This is a genomic window from Paenibacillus koleovorans NBRC 103111, assembly GCF_004000845.1.
GTDB classification, from domain to species: Bacteria; Bacillota; Bacilli; order Paenibacillales; family NBRC-103111; genus Paenibacillus_AA; species Paenibacillus_AA koleovorans.
Map to the genome: position 1 here is coordinate 18,277 of NZ_BIMA01000028.1, position 15,344 is coordinate 33,620.

Annotated in this window: 15 protein-coding genes and 1 other annotated feature; of the genes, 8 read left to right on the forward strand and 7 right to left on the reverse strand. The window is 52.0% G+C overall.

Going from position 1 to position 15,344, the window contains the following annotated elements:
• Positions 1 to 44: 44 nt before the first annotated feature.
• Together PKO02S_RS11780 and PKO02S_RS11785 are read right to left on the reverse strand one after the other, a co-directional pair.
• A complete protein-coding gene (locus tag PKO02S_RS11780; protein ID WP_127582925.1) occupies positions 45 to 2,498 on the reverse strand; it encodes a carbohydrate binding domain-containing protein in 2,454 nt (817 codons plus the stop codon).
• Between the two features lie 155 nt (positions 2,499 to 2,653).
• Entirely contained in the window at positions 2,654 to 4,045 is a 1,392-nt protein-coding gene (locus PKO02S_RS11785; RefSeq protein ID WP_164821403.1) for an extracellular solute-binding protein, read from the reverse strand.
• Between the two features lie 176 nt (positions 4,046 to 4,221).
• Positions 4,222 to 4,486 (forward strand) — a binding site (T-box leader).
• A 152-nt stretch (positions 4,487 to 4,638) separates the two neighbouring features.
• Here PKO02S_RS11785 and asd point away from each other — a divergent pair.
• The 3 genes from asd to PKO02S_RS11800 all read left to right on the forward strand — a co-directional run bounded on the left by asd (position 4,639) and on the right by PKO02S_RS11800 (position 6,687).
• The gene (gene asd, locus PKO02S_RS11790) at positions 4,639 to 5,724 is read left to right on the forward strand and encodes an aspartate-semialdehyde dehydrogenase (RefSeq protein ID WP_127582929.1); all 1,086 of its coding nucleotides are present in this window, start codon (positions 4,639 to 4,641) and stop codon (positions 5,722 to 5,724) included.
• 142 nt (positions 5,725 to 5,866) lie between these two features.
• Positions 5,867 to 6,076 (forward strand): hypothetical protein, encoded by a 210-nt coding sequence (locus PKO02S_RS11795; RefSeq protein WP_127582931.1) that lies wholly within the window; start codon positions 5,867 to 5,869, stop codon positions 6,074 to 6,076.
• Positions 6,077 to 6,264: 188 nt separating this feature from the next.
• Entirely contained in the window at positions 6,265 to 6,687 is a 423-nt protein-coding gene (locus PKO02S_RS11800; protein ID WP_246066941.1) for a histidine phosphatase family protein, read from the forward strand.
• A 744-nt stretch (positions 6,688 to 7,431) separates the two neighbouring features.
• Here the strand turns inward: PKO02S_RS11800 and PKO02S_RS11805 are convergent.
• Positions 7,432 to 8,112, reverse strand: a complete 681-nt coding sequence (locus PKO02S_RS11805) for an ankyrin repeat domain-containing protein (RefSeq protein WP_246066942.1) — start codon at positions 8,110 to 8,112, stop codon at positions 7,432 to 7,434.
• Positions 8,113 to 8,231: 119 nt separating this feature from the next.
• Here PKO02S_RS11805 and PKO02S_RS11810 point away from each other — a divergent pair, with 119 nt between their 5' ends.
• The 5 genes from PKO02S_RS11810 to PKO02S_RS11830 all read left to right on the forward strand — a co-directional run bounded on the left by PKO02S_RS11810 (position 8,232) and on the right by PKO02S_RS11830 (position 10,797).
• A complete protein-coding gene (locus tag PKO02S_RS11810) occupies positions 8,232 to 8,984 on the forward strand; it encodes a tyrosine-protein phosphatase (protein ID WP_164821404.1) in 753 nt (250 codons plus the stop codon).
• 142 nt (positions 8,985 to 9,126) lie between these two features.
• Complete coding sequence (locus PKO02S_RS11815; RefSeq protein WP_127582937.1) at positions 9,127 to 9,453, forward strand: PadR family transcriptional regulator; 327 nt, start codon at positions 9,127 to 9,129, stop codon at positions 9,451 to 9,453.
• 86 nt (positions 9,454 to 9,539) lie between these two features.
• On the forward strand, positions 9,540 to 9,644 hold the full coding sequence (locus PKO02S_RS11820; protein WP_127582939.1) for a DUF2812 domain-containing protein: 105 nt from the start codon (positions 9,540 to 9,542) through the stop codon (positions 9,642 to 9,644).
• Positions 9,645 to 9,647: 3 nt separating this feature from the next.
• Positions 9,648 to 10,034 carry a DUF2812 domain-containing protein gene (locus PKO02S_RS11825; RefSeq protein WP_127582941.1) on the forward strand — a complete coding sequence of 129 codons (387 nt, stop codon included), beginning with the start codon at positions 9,648 to 9,650 and terminating at the stop codon, positions 10,032 to 10,034.
• 310 nt (positions 10,035 to 10,344) lie between these two features.
• Positions 10,345 to 10,797: a hypothetical protein gene (locus PKO02S_RS11830; RefSeq protein WP_127582944.1), complete on the forward strand. Its 453-nt coding sequence runs from the start codon at positions 10,345 to 10,347 to the stop codon at positions 10,795 to 10,797.
• A 44-nt stretch (positions 10,798 to 10,841) separates the two neighbouring features.
• Here the strand turns inward: PKO02S_RS11830 and PKO02S_RS11835 are convergent, their stop codons facing one another.
• The 4 genes from PKO02S_RS11835 to PKO02S_RS11850 form a co-directional block, all read right to left on the reverse strand.
• Positions 10,842 to 12,785: an FtsX-like permease family protein gene (locus tag PKO02S_RS11835; RefSeq protein ID WP_127582946.1), complete on the reverse strand. Its 1,944-nt coding sequence runs from the start codon at positions 12,783 to 12,785 to the stop codon at positions 10,842 to 10,844.
• Entirely contained in the window at positions 12,775 to 13,530 is a 756-nt protein-coding gene (locus tag PKO02S_RS11840) for an ABC transporter ATP-binding protein (RefSeq protein ID WP_127583011.1), read from the reverse strand. The genes PKO02S_RS11835 and PKO02S_RS11840 overlap by 11 nt, the downstream gene beginning before the upstream one ends.
• A gap of 109 nt (positions 13,531 to 13,639) precedes the next feature.
• Complete coding sequence (locus PKO02S_RS11845) at positions 13,640 to 14,647, reverse strand: sensor histidine kinase (RefSeq protein WP_127582948.1); 1,008 nt, start codon at positions 14,645 to 14,647, stop codon at positions 13,640 to 13,642.
• Positions 14,640 to 15,338, reverse strand: a complete 699-nt coding sequence (locus PKO02S_RS11850) for a response regulator transcription factor (protein WP_127582950.1) — start codon at positions 15,336 to 15,338, stop codon at positions 14,640 to 14,642. Before PKO02S_RS11850 ends, PKO02S_RS11845 begins: the two co-directional genes overlap by 8 nt.
• Between the last annotated feature and the right edge of the window lie 6 nt (positions 15,339 to 15,344).

Consider the following 15,344-nt stretch of genomic DNA (forward strand, 5'->3'; position numbering starts at 1 on the left):
TAAAAGCCGCCCGATGCCTGACGCATCGAGCGGCTTTTACTGATTTAGAACGCGTAACGCTTCAACTGAGTGTGGTTGGTTGGAACATAATACAAATTCTCATATTCGTCGGTCGTCAAGTAGTAAGCCCCACCGCTGCTGGAGATGTTCGTGACCGCTTTCGTGGAGCGGTTGATTTTGAACAAATAGGTGCCTTGAATGGTGCCGTAAACGTAGTTCGGATCTTTACTGACGGTCAGAAGGGTGGCATCCGTCCATACACCGGCTCCGCCGTAGTTGACGCCGCTGAACTTCTGAGTAAAGTAGTCGAACGAATTGGTCGTCGGGTTGAAGACGAATAAATAGCCTTCTGCGAAGCCCCAAATTTTGCCGTCCACCGTGGTCATACCGGTTATACCGGTTAATCCGGAAACAGGGAGAGAATATTCGCCGGTTTTCGTGTCCGTGGCCACATCATACACGAACAGCTTCGCTGCTGTTGCCGTAGGAGATACCCCGTTGCCGCCTTTGATCGAGGTGCCGCCATACACTTTGCCGTTATAGTAAGCGAGGGCGGTTACGCTTTGATTCGTGACAATATCTTTCTTCAGGATCGAAGTGCTCGTTGCCGGATCGTAGACGGTCAAGCCTCCCTTCAGGCTGCCATAGATCGGTACGCTGCCCATGAAGATTTTGCCGCCGCCGCCCGTCATAGCGACGGGGCGATCCATGCCTTGTGTGCCCTGGTCAAGCAGAAGCGTCGGATTGGAGCCGCCGTACGGCAACGACGGGTCGTACTCCCACAGCTTGGCGTGACCGTACGAGCCGATATACGTCTTGCCGTTGTAGGCATAATAGCTGTAAGCCTGGAAGGGAGACGGATAGTCTTCATCCGGATAGTTCTCGTTGGAGTCGCCTCGCATCGGCGTATAGATGCCGGTGCCGTTGTCCAGATAGCCGCCGGACAATACTCTTCCGTCCGCGCTGCGGCCGATGGCGTTGATGATGGTCGTCAGCTCCGGCATACCGGTTACAAAATTCGTTTCGAAGTTGCCGCTTGTCACATTGTACTTGAACAAGCTCATCCGTCCGTCTTTGGCTCCGTACACGACGAGCGTTTCGCCCGGATAAGTCGTTTGATCCGCCAGTGTGACCCAGCCGTATTTGTTGCCGGCAATCGTTGTAGTTACACCGCTGACTGCGCTTGAGGTTTTGGTTGAAATGTTGTAGGCGTACAATTGACCGCCATATACATAGTACACTTTGCCGTTGCGCTCAGGGGATGGCAGGGCATTCAGCGTAGCGTCAAGCGTAGCCACGCCGCTGGAGTTGACGTCCAGCACGAGCACGGTGCCGCTTGGACGCAAGCCTGCGAACAATTTGCCGCCCGTCAGGATTTGCTCGTAGACGAAGGTCTCGCTGGCATAAGCGGGAGGGAGGATGTCGGTTTTGGCGCCGGACGTATTGTCGAAACGCACTAACGAACCGCCGGTACCGGTTCCCAGGTAAGTAATGTTGTTAGCTGCATCATAGGCGATACTGCGTACATACTCCTCGCCTGACCAGATCGGTTTCGAGCCTATTGTCGAAAAACCGACGGAAGGTTCATATTTGAAAAAGCCTGCATCCGGAAATCCGCCGCCATATATTTTGCCATTAGTGCCGGCCGTTATGGTGTACATGTTCTCCGCGCCCGTGTAAGCTACACCCAGATCAGTGACGGATGTCGAGCCGGGGGTGTATCTGTAAATTTTTCCGCTTGAATAGGAGCTGAAGTATATTTTCCCGTCTGTTGCCGTAGTGGCTCCCCAAGCACCGAGCGCTCCGGACAGGGGGTAGGTGGCGACGACTGCATTCGTGTCAGAGTCGATAATCGACATGACGGCATCCTGGCCGGCTGCGCCGGAACCTACGGTATAGAGTTTATCCTGACTCGTATTGATGCCGAATGTAGTGCCGAGCGTTGTTGTATGTACCAGTTGGTCGCCGAGTGTAGTGAATTCTTGGGTGATCAGGACATCGTCCCAGTAAGCGGTGGAAGTGGCGCCGATGGAAGAATAGAGCATTACGGAAACCTTAGTCGTGTTGGCAGGGGCTGTTAATTTGACGTTTACGGTTTGCCATTGATTCGTAGGTGAGGAGACGGTGACGAATTGATTGCCGATAACCGTATTGCTGCTGTTCCAGAAGCGCATGTAGAGCTCTGCGCTGCCGCTGACCAAGTAGAGCTTCGCATAGGCCAAGTAAGTAGTGCCGGCCGTTGCATTCAATTTGGCGCCCTCGTACCCGAAATTGCCGGATGCGTTGTTGTCCACGATCTTCAAGCTGTTCGAGCCCGTTACGGCCCGATCCGTACTGACTGTGATGCCTCCGGTACCGTATGGCTGAGTCCATCCCGTGGTGCCGCTCTCAAAGCTGTAGTTGGTGATCAGCATATCCGCCGCACCTGCAGGCGAGCTCCACAGGAACAAACACAGCAGCATAGCGAACATAAATCCAGCACTGACCAAACGTTTCATCAACTTTCCTCCTTCAATGTGATTTACATAGATGAATTAATTGATTCACCTATATTTTTATATTACAAACAAATCATGGATTATGTCAATTAGGTTTCGAATAAAAAACCTGATCTCAGCAAATTTCTGAGTCAGGTTCGATACCGCTATCTAAACTACGCCAATACATGCATCAATCGTTCCGTCAAAGTCGACTCATCCTCCAGATTGGCCCAAAACAGCCGGCTTGCATTGAGGATGCGCTGGAGCTCTTCCGACGTCACGTTCATATCGCTGTGGATCCGGAAGGTGGGGATGATGTCTCGGTACATCGCATAGTTGGCCGGACGATTCAGCATCGGACTCGCCTCGGAACCCATGTCAACCGCCATACGCGCGGCTGGAATGCTAAGCGTTTCCCGGCGGATAATCGCTTGCGCTTCCGGGGATTGCAGGAAATCGACGAACAGCTGCGCGTCGAATTTCGCCTGCGACCGGTCGTTCACCACCAGCCCGATCGCCAGGAGCAGCGTCATCGGCTCGCGAATGTAAGGCAGGGGAGCGACATCGTATTCCACATCGGTCTGAAGCAATCGGTTCAGGTGGAAGTAAGTCGTCATAATCATCGAAATTTTGCCATGCGCGAACAACCATTCCGGCGTCACTTCCGAATCGGACAAATAAGCGGGGAACGTATCCGGCCGGTTGAACAATTCCTTGCACACCCGCATCGCTTCAACAATCCGTTCTACGCTGGCTGCGAGCGCTTCTCGGCTGCTTCGGTCCAAGCGGAACCCGTTCTGCAGCAGGAAGATCGGCCACCGGTTGTCGGAGAGCGGGTAGAAGTAGAAGCCGTATCGCTCCCCCTGCACATTCAGCTTGGCCGCTTGCTCGAGCAGCTCATCCCATGTCCAGCCGCTGTCCGGGGTAGGCAGTCCGGCTTGCCGGAAATGCGCCTTGTTGTAGCACAACAGCACCGGCGAATAAATAAATGGCGCGGCATACGGCGTCTCCCCATGCAGGAAAGGCTGTCTGATCGGACGCGGGATTGCGTTGTTGACGGGCTGCGCCGAGAAAGTAGGCAGCAAGCTCTGATCCGCCATCAACCGATAATCGGATGTATTCATCGTCACGAGGTCCAGCTTCTCCTGCTGCAGCAGCTCCGTTATCGTGTCCGCATAGCTGGAGCCTTGCTGAATGCGGATCGGAGAAGCTTCGATGCGGATATGCGGATTTCTCCGTTGAAACTCGTCGATCAGACTGGACAGACCGACCGATTGCTCCAGATCGGCGTAATAGCCGAACTTGATATGGACGGCGCGGTTTTTGAACGTCTGCGTCACTTGATTGCCGACTCTGGGGATTTTCTGAATATAGCCTTCGGCGACCAGCGCCTCCAGCCCTTTGCGAACCGTCAGGTTGCTGAGCTCGTACTGTTTGGCCAGCGTTTGCTCGGAAGGCAAATAGTCGCCGGCTTTCCAAGTGCCCATCACGATGTTCGTGCGTATCGCTTTCACCATTTTGTTCAGCTTTACTCGGAATGGTTTCCGTTCGATCAGATCGTTCATGCTTCGTTCTGCTCCATCGTTTTTTAACACTATCATAGCGGAAAGAAACTAGAATCTCAATAAAAATAAATCAATTCTGGATAAAAAGGGCTCACCAGTTAGGGTGGATTTAGGGGAGGCGCCCAAAAATTAAGTGTTTACCTTCCTGCGGGAATTTGATACTATAGTCGCAATAATGAAATGCGATGATGAGAAGAGTAAATCGTGAAAGCTTTCCCAGAGAGCTCCGCCCGGTGAAAAGGAGCAAAGCGATCCCGATTGAATAAAGCCTCAGAGCAGCGCATCGGAACCTCAAGAACGAGCGGATGGTGCGTCAGGAGCTCCTGTTACAGAGCTAAAGTATAAGCAGGCTTAACGGCTTGCCGTACTTGAAGAGGCGGATATGGCGACATATCGGCGAACCTGGGGTGGTACCACGAGCATACGAATCTCGTCCCTGAGACTGATCAAGTCTTGGGGGTGGGATTTTTTTGTTGGCGTCGGCTTCCGCTTCTGCTTGTTGGCCTGCCTTGCTTGAAGGTTCACCGGATACACATAATCAAACCGTTTGAATATGTATTTATCATGCCATGGGGAAAGGATTGGAGTTTCAAATGACACAAAAGCTCAGAGTGGGTATTGTTGGCGGCACCGGGATGGTCGGTCAACGTTTCGTACAGCTGTTGGATCAGCATCCTTGGTTTCAAGTGACGGCGATTGCCGCAAGTGCAAATTCGGCCGGCAAAACGTATGAAGAATCGGTCAGCGGCCGTTGGAAGTTGAATAGCCCGATTCCGGACGGAGTGAAGGGCATTCTCGTGCAGGATGCTTCGAATGTCGAAGAGGTCGCTGCCGGCGTGGACTTTGTATTCTGCGCGGTCGAGATGGGCAAGAATGAAACGAAGGCCTTGGAGGAAGCCTATGCCAAGACAGGCACGCCGGTTGTCTCCAACAACTCGGCGCATCGCTGGACGCCGGATGTTCCGATGGTTATTCCGGAAATCAATCCGGAGCACCTGGAAGTCATCGCCGCTCAGCGTCAGCGACTTGGCACCTCGACCGGGTTTATCGCGGTCAAGCCGAACTGCTCGATCCAGAGCTACGTGCCGATGCTGCACGCACTGGCGGACTTCAAGCCGACGCAAGTCGTCGCTTCCACCTACCAAGCGATCTCCGGCGCCGGGAAAAGCTTTGCCGACTGGCCGGAAATGATCGACAACGTCATCCCGTACATCGGCGGGGAAGAAGAGAAGAGCGAGCAGGAGCCGCTTCGCGTCTGGGGTCGTGTGGAGAATGGCGAAGTGGTGAAAGCTTCGTCTCCTACAATCACTGCGCAATGTATCCGCGTTCCGGTAACGGACGGCCATCTGGCGACGGTATTCGTGTCGTTCGAGAACAAACCGTCGAAGGAAGAAATCATTCGCCGCTGGAACGAATATAGCGGGCGTCCGCAGCAATTGGAGCTCCCAAGCGCGCCGAAGCAGTTCATCACCTACTTCGAAGAGGACAATCGTCCTCAGACGAAGTCGGAGCGCGAGCTGGAGAACGGCATGGGTGTATCGGCAGGCCGTCTGCGCGAGGACCATCTGTATGACTACAAGTTCGTCGGGCTGTCGCACAATACGTTGCGCGGCGCAGCCGGCGGCGCGGTGCTGATCGCAGAGCTGCTCAAGGCGGAAGGGTACATCCAAGCGAAATAAACTATATTAGGCAGCAAGGCTCTGACTCGATCAGGTCTTGCTGCTTTTTAGTATGGAGAAACTTTGTAGTGGAAATTGACTTTGAAAGAGGGGCTTGGTACGATGGAGCCAAATTTTCATATGAATGGTGGGGCAATGACCGATGAGACTTCCCTACAAGATCGGCTACGGCTTGACCATTGGTTGGCTCGGATGGCTGTTGTACGGGCTGACCTATTTGGATAGTGTGCAGGATGAGCTGCTGTCTTCGGTTTGGCTGGTGTCTGCGTTTGCCGGATTGATCTTGTTCCCGGTTTACTTTGTGATGACGGCAGTTGTGATGGGGATACGAGGTAAAGTGGCGCGGAAGTGAAAGTAACTTGAGTGGATGGATTGGGGACTGCCGATCGGCCGTTCTTTTTGCGTAAGGCCGGGGCTTGCTGCTGTTAAGGCGGATTTTCCGCTTTACAGCCACCTATTTTGGGATTCGAGGTGCTGTAAGCCTGATTTTCCGCCTTAAATCGTGTCCAGACGAGATATAGTGGAGTGAAAGGATCTCAAATGAAGCAAATTTTTCTCATCAGACATTGCCAAGCAATAGGCCAAGCTCCCGACGCACCTTTGACGGAACTCGGGCAACAACAAGCACTGCAACTCGCTGAAATGTTGAAAGACTTCCTCATCGAGCGGGTGGTGAGCAGTCCTTATAGGCGCGCAGTAGACACCATCCAACCTTTCTGTGAGCGCAGCTCGCTGCCGCTGCATACCGATGTGAGACTTGTGGAACGCGTACTCAGCACCGAGCAGCATCGAGATTGGGTGGCGAAGCTGGAAGCTTCTTTTGCAGATCTTGAACTGAAGTATGAAGGAGGAGAGTCCTCTCAAGAAGCCATGGATCGAGGCGTGCAGGTCATTCAGGAATGGCTCAGGGCCCCTTCTGCGGGTTGTACACTTGCTGTCGTGACTCACGGGGCATTGATTTGATCTTGAACTACTTTGATCCGAAGCATGGCAATGAAACTTGGAGGCGACTGACCAACCCCGACTTGTATCAAATTAGGGTCGACGGGGCGGAGATCTCGTGTTCGCGAGCGACCCATCCTTGGATAGCTGCAGAATAAGGTGATCGCATAGTTACTACTCAGGTGACTTGCCATTCAGACACTTTACACTAGCTAATCCAGCACTCCCACTACCTTTAAGCACGAAAATCCGCTTTACAGCAGCAAACCCAGCTGTCCCACCACCTCTAAGCACGAAAATCCGCTTTACAGCAGCAAACCCAGCTCTCCCGTAACCTCTAAGCACGAAAATCCGCTTTACAGCAGCAAATCCAGCACTCCCGTAACCTCTAAGCACGAAAATCCGCTTTACAGCAGCCAATCCAGCACTCCCACCACCTCTAAGCAGAAATTAGCCTTACAAATGCGAGGTGGGCAATGTGCAAAGCACAAAAAGAATGGAGAGCAGGTTGAGCCGGATACCCATTTTCGCAATCAGAGAACCCTATTTCGCATGCTAGTTCCATTTCGGCTCGTCTGAGTACCTAAGTATCCAGAACGCGAAGCTAGGTTCGCGAACTGTTTACATTGGTACTCAGATGGGCCGAATGAGTGGCGGGATGCGAAATTTGGTTCTCCGTCTGTTTACTTTGGTACTCAGCATCCCACCGTTACTCGCCTTATCCACCGCTATCTGACCTAGTAACGTTTTCATAACGCTATCTGCTCAACGAGCCCCGGCTTTAACTAAAATAGCTTCAATCTCCTTGTAACCGCGCTTCTTGGCATGTGCGAGCGAAGTCACTCCGTCCTTGTCCGGGATATTCACGTCCGCCCCGTAATCGACCAGAAGCTGCACCGCACGCTGATGCGTCTCGCCTCCGCTACCTAACACTACCGCCTCCAACAAAGCCGTCCAACCAAGATTATTAACGTGGTTAACATTCACCTTCGAGCGCTTCAGCAACTCCTCCATCACCGCCAAATGCCCCCGTTCCGCCGCCGGAATAAGAGCCGTCCCACCATAACGATTCGACAGTGTAGGATCTGCTCCAGCATCAATAGTCAGCTTCAAGATGTCGAGCAACCCTTCCGCCCCCGCATACAGGAACGGATTGTCCGACCGATCATCCCGCTCGTTGATATCCGCCCCAGCTTCGATCAACACCTTCACGGACTCCACTTGATTGCGGTGAGTGGCCGCCATGACAGGCGTTCGGCCTCTTGAATCCTTGGCATTCATATCTGCGCCATCCTTGATCAGCTTCTTCAATACAGCGATTTCCCCACGTTCTGCGGCTTGGATCATTTGTTCGTTCATCGTTGTCGGCTCCTTTTTACCGTTAGATGTGGAGCATCCTGCCAAAACCAATACAATAGTCAGCAGCATCAGCTTATATAATCTCATGTAGACACCTGCTTCATTTTTATTGGACTATTGTCATTTTACAAGAGTGTTCCGTCTCCTGCAAAGCGGCTTGTGATATAGTAGAAATTGTAAAAAAGGAGCGGAGGAGGCGATTGCGATTGGAGCAAGTTAACCCGATTAAGCGAAAAATCAATTTGGAAGGCAATCTGAATACGCGAGATATCGGGGGATACCCGGTTTCGAAAAACGAGCGGATTCGTTGGGGGAAACTGGTCCGCGCAGACAGTATGGATCAGCTAACTTCCAATGACCAGCAGCAATTATTAGCCTATGGTGTGAAGTGCATCATCGACATCCGGGATCCGTTCGAACTGGAAAAGTCGCCGAATGTGTTCAGTGGGGACACTGATCTCCACTACGTCAACATTCCCATTCTAGGTGACCCGCAAGTGTCGGAGGCATTGGGGAAGGCCAGCGATTTGACAGCCAAGTATGTGGTCACTCTGGAGCTTTGTCAGCCGCAAATCCGAAGCATTCTAGAAACGTTCATCAAATCCGCAGATGGTTGTACGATCATTCATTGCTCGGCCGGCAAGGACCGAACGGGTCTCCTCATCGCATTGCTGCTTGCGGCGGTTGGCGTTTCCAAGGATATCATTCTTGAGGATTACGCGATTAGCGAGATATATTTGGCTCCGAAGATCGAACATTGGCTAAGCGGTGCCAAGACCGAGGCGGCAAAACAAAACATTTTAGCGAATATGACTTCATCACCAGAAGTTTTGGAAGGCGCGCTCACGCATCTCGATCAACAGTATGGGGGAGTGCTGCAATACTTAGAGCGGATTGGCATAGCTCAACAACAGATTCACTCCATTAGCAGCAAACTGGTAGAACACATACCCGAATAACCCCATTAAGAAAACTCCAACCATACAAAAGCCGAGACCCGAACAGGTCATCGGCCTTTTTTTATCCAACTATATTGACAGTCGATATATCGCGGGTTATTATATCGACATACGATATATTACCGTGAAAGGAGGCGACACCATGGGAGACATGAGGGAGATGCTGCCCTTGACCGAAGCGTTCTACTATATTCTGATTGTGTTGTATGCAACTCCAGCGCACGGCTATGGCATGATGCAGGATGTGGAGCGAATGAGCGGCGGACGCGTCAGAATCGGGGCGGGAACCTTGTATACGGCGCTTAATAATTTGATGAAAAAAGGGCTGATCGTTCCTTCGGAAGAAGTCGAAGCCGATTCCCGCCGCAAGACGTATGCGATCACTCCGCAAGGCAAACAAGTCGTGATGGCGGAGATGGAACGAATGGAAGAGCTATTGCGGAACGGACGGAAAGTAACTCAAAATTAGGAGGAATATCGACATGAGATCTGTTGTGGAGCAATCCAAGCCTATTATAAAAACACGCTTCTCCTACGTCTGGAACTACAAGAGCGATGAAAAAATGGTTTACCGATATGTCGGCAGAAGGGTTGCATCTGGTGCGTCCAGGGTATTTCCGCTATCAGTTCGAACAAGATCCAGGTATCCGCTACATTTAACGTATGGACTACCAGGATGTCATGAAGGCGGAGCAGGTGAAGGAATATCGAGCGCTCTACGCGGATGCCGGCTGGGAGTTTGTCGGGACTAGCGCCAACTGGCAATACTTCCGACGGCCTTATGTAGAAGGCGATACGACGGAGCTGTACAGCGATAAGGAATCGATTCGATCGTTATACAAAAAAGTCCAGAGTATGTTCGGCATTGTGGCTTTAGCGAATTTGTCGATTTTCATTATGAATACGACACGAATGTTCAGCAGCTCGTCTGAGATGGAAAGCCTCTCCACTTTCATGAAAGGGCTTAGTGTGTTTCAATTGATCGCTATTCTGCTGCTTGGTTATGGGGTGCTGCGGTTCCAGAAGCTGATCCGGCAGCATAGCGACTAAAGTGCCGCATATCGGCGACAGCGCCTGGACATAATGGGAGGGATGCAAGCAGAGAGGAGGGGACTCCATGTCTCGTGACAACGCGAACAATAACGGCAAGAAGACGCAGCCGGGCAACGGTCAGGATTCCGAAGTGGCAGGCTCGAAAAAGCGCAAATCCAAATAAATCAAAAGCCATGGGGTGCCGGTTGAAGCAGCTCCATGGCTTTTCTTATATGCAGCTGAATACTTTTGGGTGTGATCGTGATTCCGGGCAACCAACTGAAACTCGAGGTTTCTTACGAATGGTGTGAGGAAAGGATGATGTCATGTGGACCACTCCTCAATCACGGAAAGAGACCTGATCCAGGCTGCCAAACAGTTTCAAACCGTCTACCCGCTCCTGCTCGAGGAGCTCGATCGGATCGAAGCGATTCGCGGAGAGCTGAACGATTTTCAACTGATGCTGGCGGTTTCCAGGGCGAAAGATGCGGTGGGCATCATCAACTGGGAACGGCGCAAGCTGGTGAACGATATTTTCGAATCTTACATGGATGTGTGTCGAAGCAAAGGCCGAGCGGAAGCCGACATGTGGGTCGCGGATAATTTCGGCGGCGATCCCGAAAAGCTGAACCCGGAGCTACCTCCGCAGCCGAACCCGGAAACCCGGATCGAAGTGCTGGCGCGACAAATTATGGAACGAGAGTCGGAGCTGCTGCAGCTGTATCGCGAATATCATAAGCTGCAAGGTTGGCCGTTTCCGGTGCGGGAAATGGAGAAATAGAAAAAAAGCGGGAACCGCAGCATACGGCAACCGCTTTTTCTTTTTTACAAGGATTGGCTGATTACCTTCTTGTAGTGTAGAACGGACAAAACGCTGAAGATCGAATAGAGCAGCGTATAAACAATCATTACGATCATCATTGGCGTCCACAGCGCGGTGCCGAACAGAAACCAGCCCGACTGGACGGCGAAATAGCTATGAAGCAAGCCGACCGCTAGCGGAATGCCGAAGCTGAACAGCTGCTTCAATTGAATCCCTTGAATGAGATCGCCTTGAGTGAAGCCCAGCTTTCTGAGAATCGTATAGCTCGGTTTCTCGTCCTCGCTCTCATCCATCTGCTTGAAATAGAGGATGCACCCGGTCGTGATCAGGAATGTCAGGCCGAGGAAACCTACGACGAAAATAGTTAACCCCATTAATTGTTTAGTTTGACCGATTTCAGCTTGTCTGGAAGTGGAGAAGCTTTCTTTCGAAAAAGCCAGCGAGCGAAATATTTCGTCTGCTGCCGTAAGCTGGCTCTCATTTGAAATATCGATCCCTGTGTAGACCGGTGATTTATTTTGGATATCCGGGTCGAGATCCTGCTGCATCCGCTTGAACACCGCTTCATCCACTACTGCCACCGGTCGAATCGTGAAGTACTGCGAGACGACAAATTGGTCCTTCAATCCGAGGTATTGGAGCTCCGTTTTATTTTCCCGACCTGTAAGCACTAGTGTTCCTCCCGCCGAGCGAAAAGGCATAAATCGGCTCATCAAGTCGTTGCTCCCAGTTAAAAGGATCTGATCTTCCGCTAAGTCGCCTAGATGAACGGACGTATCTGCCACTACCGTAAGAAGGGTATGACTCAGCCCCATATCGATTTGCTCTACCTCGGGCCCCATTACCAGAGTTAAATCCGTCGACGCCAGCAATACTTCGATTCGTGTTTCTTGGAAGGCGATCTGCTTCTCGTTCAGCGCCGTTTTGAATCGCTCCGCCTCTTGAGGGTGGGAGAACGTGAATTGGGAGGGGAAATATTGGGCGGATGTTTTTTCCACCGAGTAGTAGGCAATGTAGCTGAGGCAGAGCAGGCCGATCGAAAGAGCGGAAACGGTTGTGATTACAGTCAGCAGCATGGCATTCGACTTCATCCGGAACATGATCGAGCTAAGGGAAAGGACGTTCCGCACGCTCAGGTGACCGTCCATCCGTTTGCGAACGGCATTCAGGATCAAGCGCACCGAGCCTTTGTAGAACATATAAGTCCCGCTGATGACGCTGAACAGAATAAAGATCATCGCGCCGAACAGTCCGACCATCGTTGTAAAGTCCCCGCCGAACAGCTTCGAGGAAACATAGTAGCCCACAGCAATCAACAGCAGGCCGACGAACCCGATGACCGCTTCCAGTCCCGACACCTTCTTCACTTTGTCCTCGGTCGAAGTCCGGAATTGGAACAAGGACAGAATCGTCTGGCGCCGGATGAAAATAAAGTTGACCAGCATGATGAACAAATAAATGACGGAAAAGACCAAAATCGTTCGGAGCAACGCCTGGCTTGAGAATTGAAGAGTGGCGATGGCATTGACGCCGGTTATTTTGAACAAAATCATCAGAATGAGCTTGGACATGGAAAACCCGACAAATACGCCTATGGCCAGAGAGCCGAAATAGAGCATGCAGTTCTCGGCAACCAGCACGCGGAAGATCGTCGACTTCGTCATGCCGATAAGCTGCAGCAAGCCGATCTCTTTGCTCCGCCTTTTCACGAAAATATTGTTCGAATACAGGTTGAACACGGTCACGATCGCCACCAGCAAGATCGAGCCGGCCTTTAAGGCGGCTGCGCCTTTGATCGACCCTTTGGTTGCGTCCAGGGCGGGATCGAATTGCAGTGTCACGAAGGCAAAATAGAGGGCGACGCTGAAGATGAGAGCGAACACATACAAGTAATAATGCTTCAGATTCGACTTGAGGTTCTGGAAAATGTAGTGGCTAATGCTCATCGTGCACCCCGCCCAATACCCCTTGCGTCTTCATGATGTCTTGGAAAAAGGTTTGCTGGGACTCTTGTCCGCGATAAAGCTGCGAATAGATTTGGCCGTCCTTGATGAAAATGACCCGGCTGCTGTAGCTGGCTGCAGTGGCGTCATGCGTGACCATTACGATCGTTGCGTTGCGATTTTGGTTAATGGCATTAAGTTTATTGAGCAGGTCTGAAGCCGATTTGGAATCCAATGCACCAGTAGGCTCGTCGGCGAAAATAATGCTTGGCTCATGGATGAACGCTCGAGCTGCCGATGTACGCTGTTTCTGACCTCCGGAAATTTGGTTCGGGTACTTGTCCTTCTGCTCATAGATACCCAGCTCCTGGGCTATTCGTTGGAAGCGTTGCTCGGCCTCCGACTTCGGGATTTTGGCGACGGACAGCGGCAGCAGGATATTCTCTTTCACCGTAAGCGTATCGAGCAAGTTGTACTCTTGGAAAATAAAGCCCAAGTGGCGTTTTCGGAATTCTGCGAGCTGCTTCTCCCTCAAGCCCGTAATTTCCTGACCTTCAATGCGGATCGAGCCGCCGCTCACATGGTCGATGGAAGAGAGGACGTTGAGCAGCGTCGTTTTGCCGGAGCCCGATGCCCCCATTATGCTGACGAATTCCCCTTGTGCGATGCTTAGATCGATCCCGCGCAGCACTTCCTGCTTATTGAATTTGTTTCCGTAGCTTTTCAGCAGCTTGGCAGCCTCTAGAATAGGTGGCACCTGATTCACTCCTTCGATTGGATGGTTTCAGTATAATAGAATGGAGTGAACGGTTTCCTTCGATTCATCTAACAAATGCAAAGGGCATGTGACAATGCTGTCACATGCCTGTCAGCCGATGAAACTCATTTCTCCGCGGGAACGTAAGCCCGAACGTAGATCCCACATCCAGCTCCGATTGCGCTTCGATCCGGATATGCAGCGAGCGGGCGGCGTTTTGCGCCAAATATAACCCCATTCCGGTTGCGGCGCTGTCGTGATGACTAGTGGTGGATGTGAATCCTTTATCGAATACTCTTGGCAAGTCCTTGGGATCGATGCCACGGCCGTTATCCTTCACTTCGAGCTTGATGTGACCGTCTCGTTCGTAGCTGCGAATGAGAATTTCGGACGCCGGAGGACTGTATTTGACGGCATTCGTGAGCAACTGTCGCAAAATAAAAGCCAACCACTTCGCGTCGCTCAACACTTCGTCAGCCTCCAGCTCCAGCTCGAAGCCGACGCCTTTCTGGATGCACCACGCCTGCAGCATACGAATTTCCGCTACTAACAACTTTCTTAAGTCAAGCTGCTCGATGAATAGATCGGTCTCTATGAAAGGGAGGCGTTTCTGATACAATTGTTGATCCAACAGCAGGTGAATCCGCAGCCATTCGTATGTGAGCGAGGCTCGGAGCGCGTCATCGTCAACACGGTCAATCATCAGCTGCATGGCGGTGAGCGGCGTCTTCACCTCATGGATCCAGGACATCAGCTCGTCCTTCTCCTGCTCCAGCAGCGTCATGTTGCGTGAGGCGATTTGTTTGAGCCGCGTTGTTTGACTCGATAAATGGGTTTCGACGATCCGCTCGAACGGGCTGCGGGCTGCATCCAGTCCCGAAATGTCGAACTGCTGCTCCCATTCCTCCAGCCTCCTGTAGAACCTCGTCTCGCGATGGTAGCGGATGAAGAGGAATCCTATGAAAACGAGGGTAGCTAGAAAGCTGTAGTAGAGAATAGACGTGAAGGAGAGGGAAACATCGACATAGGCGATAAAGAGCAGCAGGACTTGAAGTGACATGAAAAACAGGATCCAGCTTCTCCGCTCTGTAAGGAATGCTCTAATCATGCGAGTGCGCCGCCTCATCCAATGCCATGTAACCTTGCCCGACCTTCGTCTCGATATAGCGGCCCAGACCAAGCTCGTCCAGTTTTTTGCGCAGCCGGTTCACATTGACGGTCAACGTGTTGTCGCTCACGAATCGCTGGTCGTCCCATAGGCTCGTGATGAGGTCCTCGCGGCTGACGATTTTGTTTTTGCGCTCGATCAGCAGCTTGAGGATGAACAGCTCGTTTTTGGTCAGCTCGAGACTGAGCTCGTGATGGGCGATCGTATTCCGCTCGTAGTCGATCGTCGCGCCGCACCAGGTTTTGAGCTTGGCGGGCTCCGAGCCGTAGTGATGGACGCGGCGGAGAATCGCCTGGATTTTGGCGATCAGCACCTCGAAGTGAAACGGCTTCTGGATGAAATCATCGGCCCCCAGCTGCATGGACATGACCTGGTCGGTCGGATGGTCGCGCGAGGAGAGGAACAGGATCGGCACATTGGAATACGACCGGATTTGCCGGCACCAGTGGAACCCGTCGAATCGCGGCAACTGAATGTCGATCACGACCAAGTCCGGCTGCACCGAGATAAACTGCTCCAGCACCTTGCCGAAGTCGGTCACCCCATACACCTCATATTCCCACTGCACGAGGCGTTCCCGGATTTCACCGAACAAGGTCGCATCGTCTTCGATTAACAAGAGCTTGAACAAAGCGGT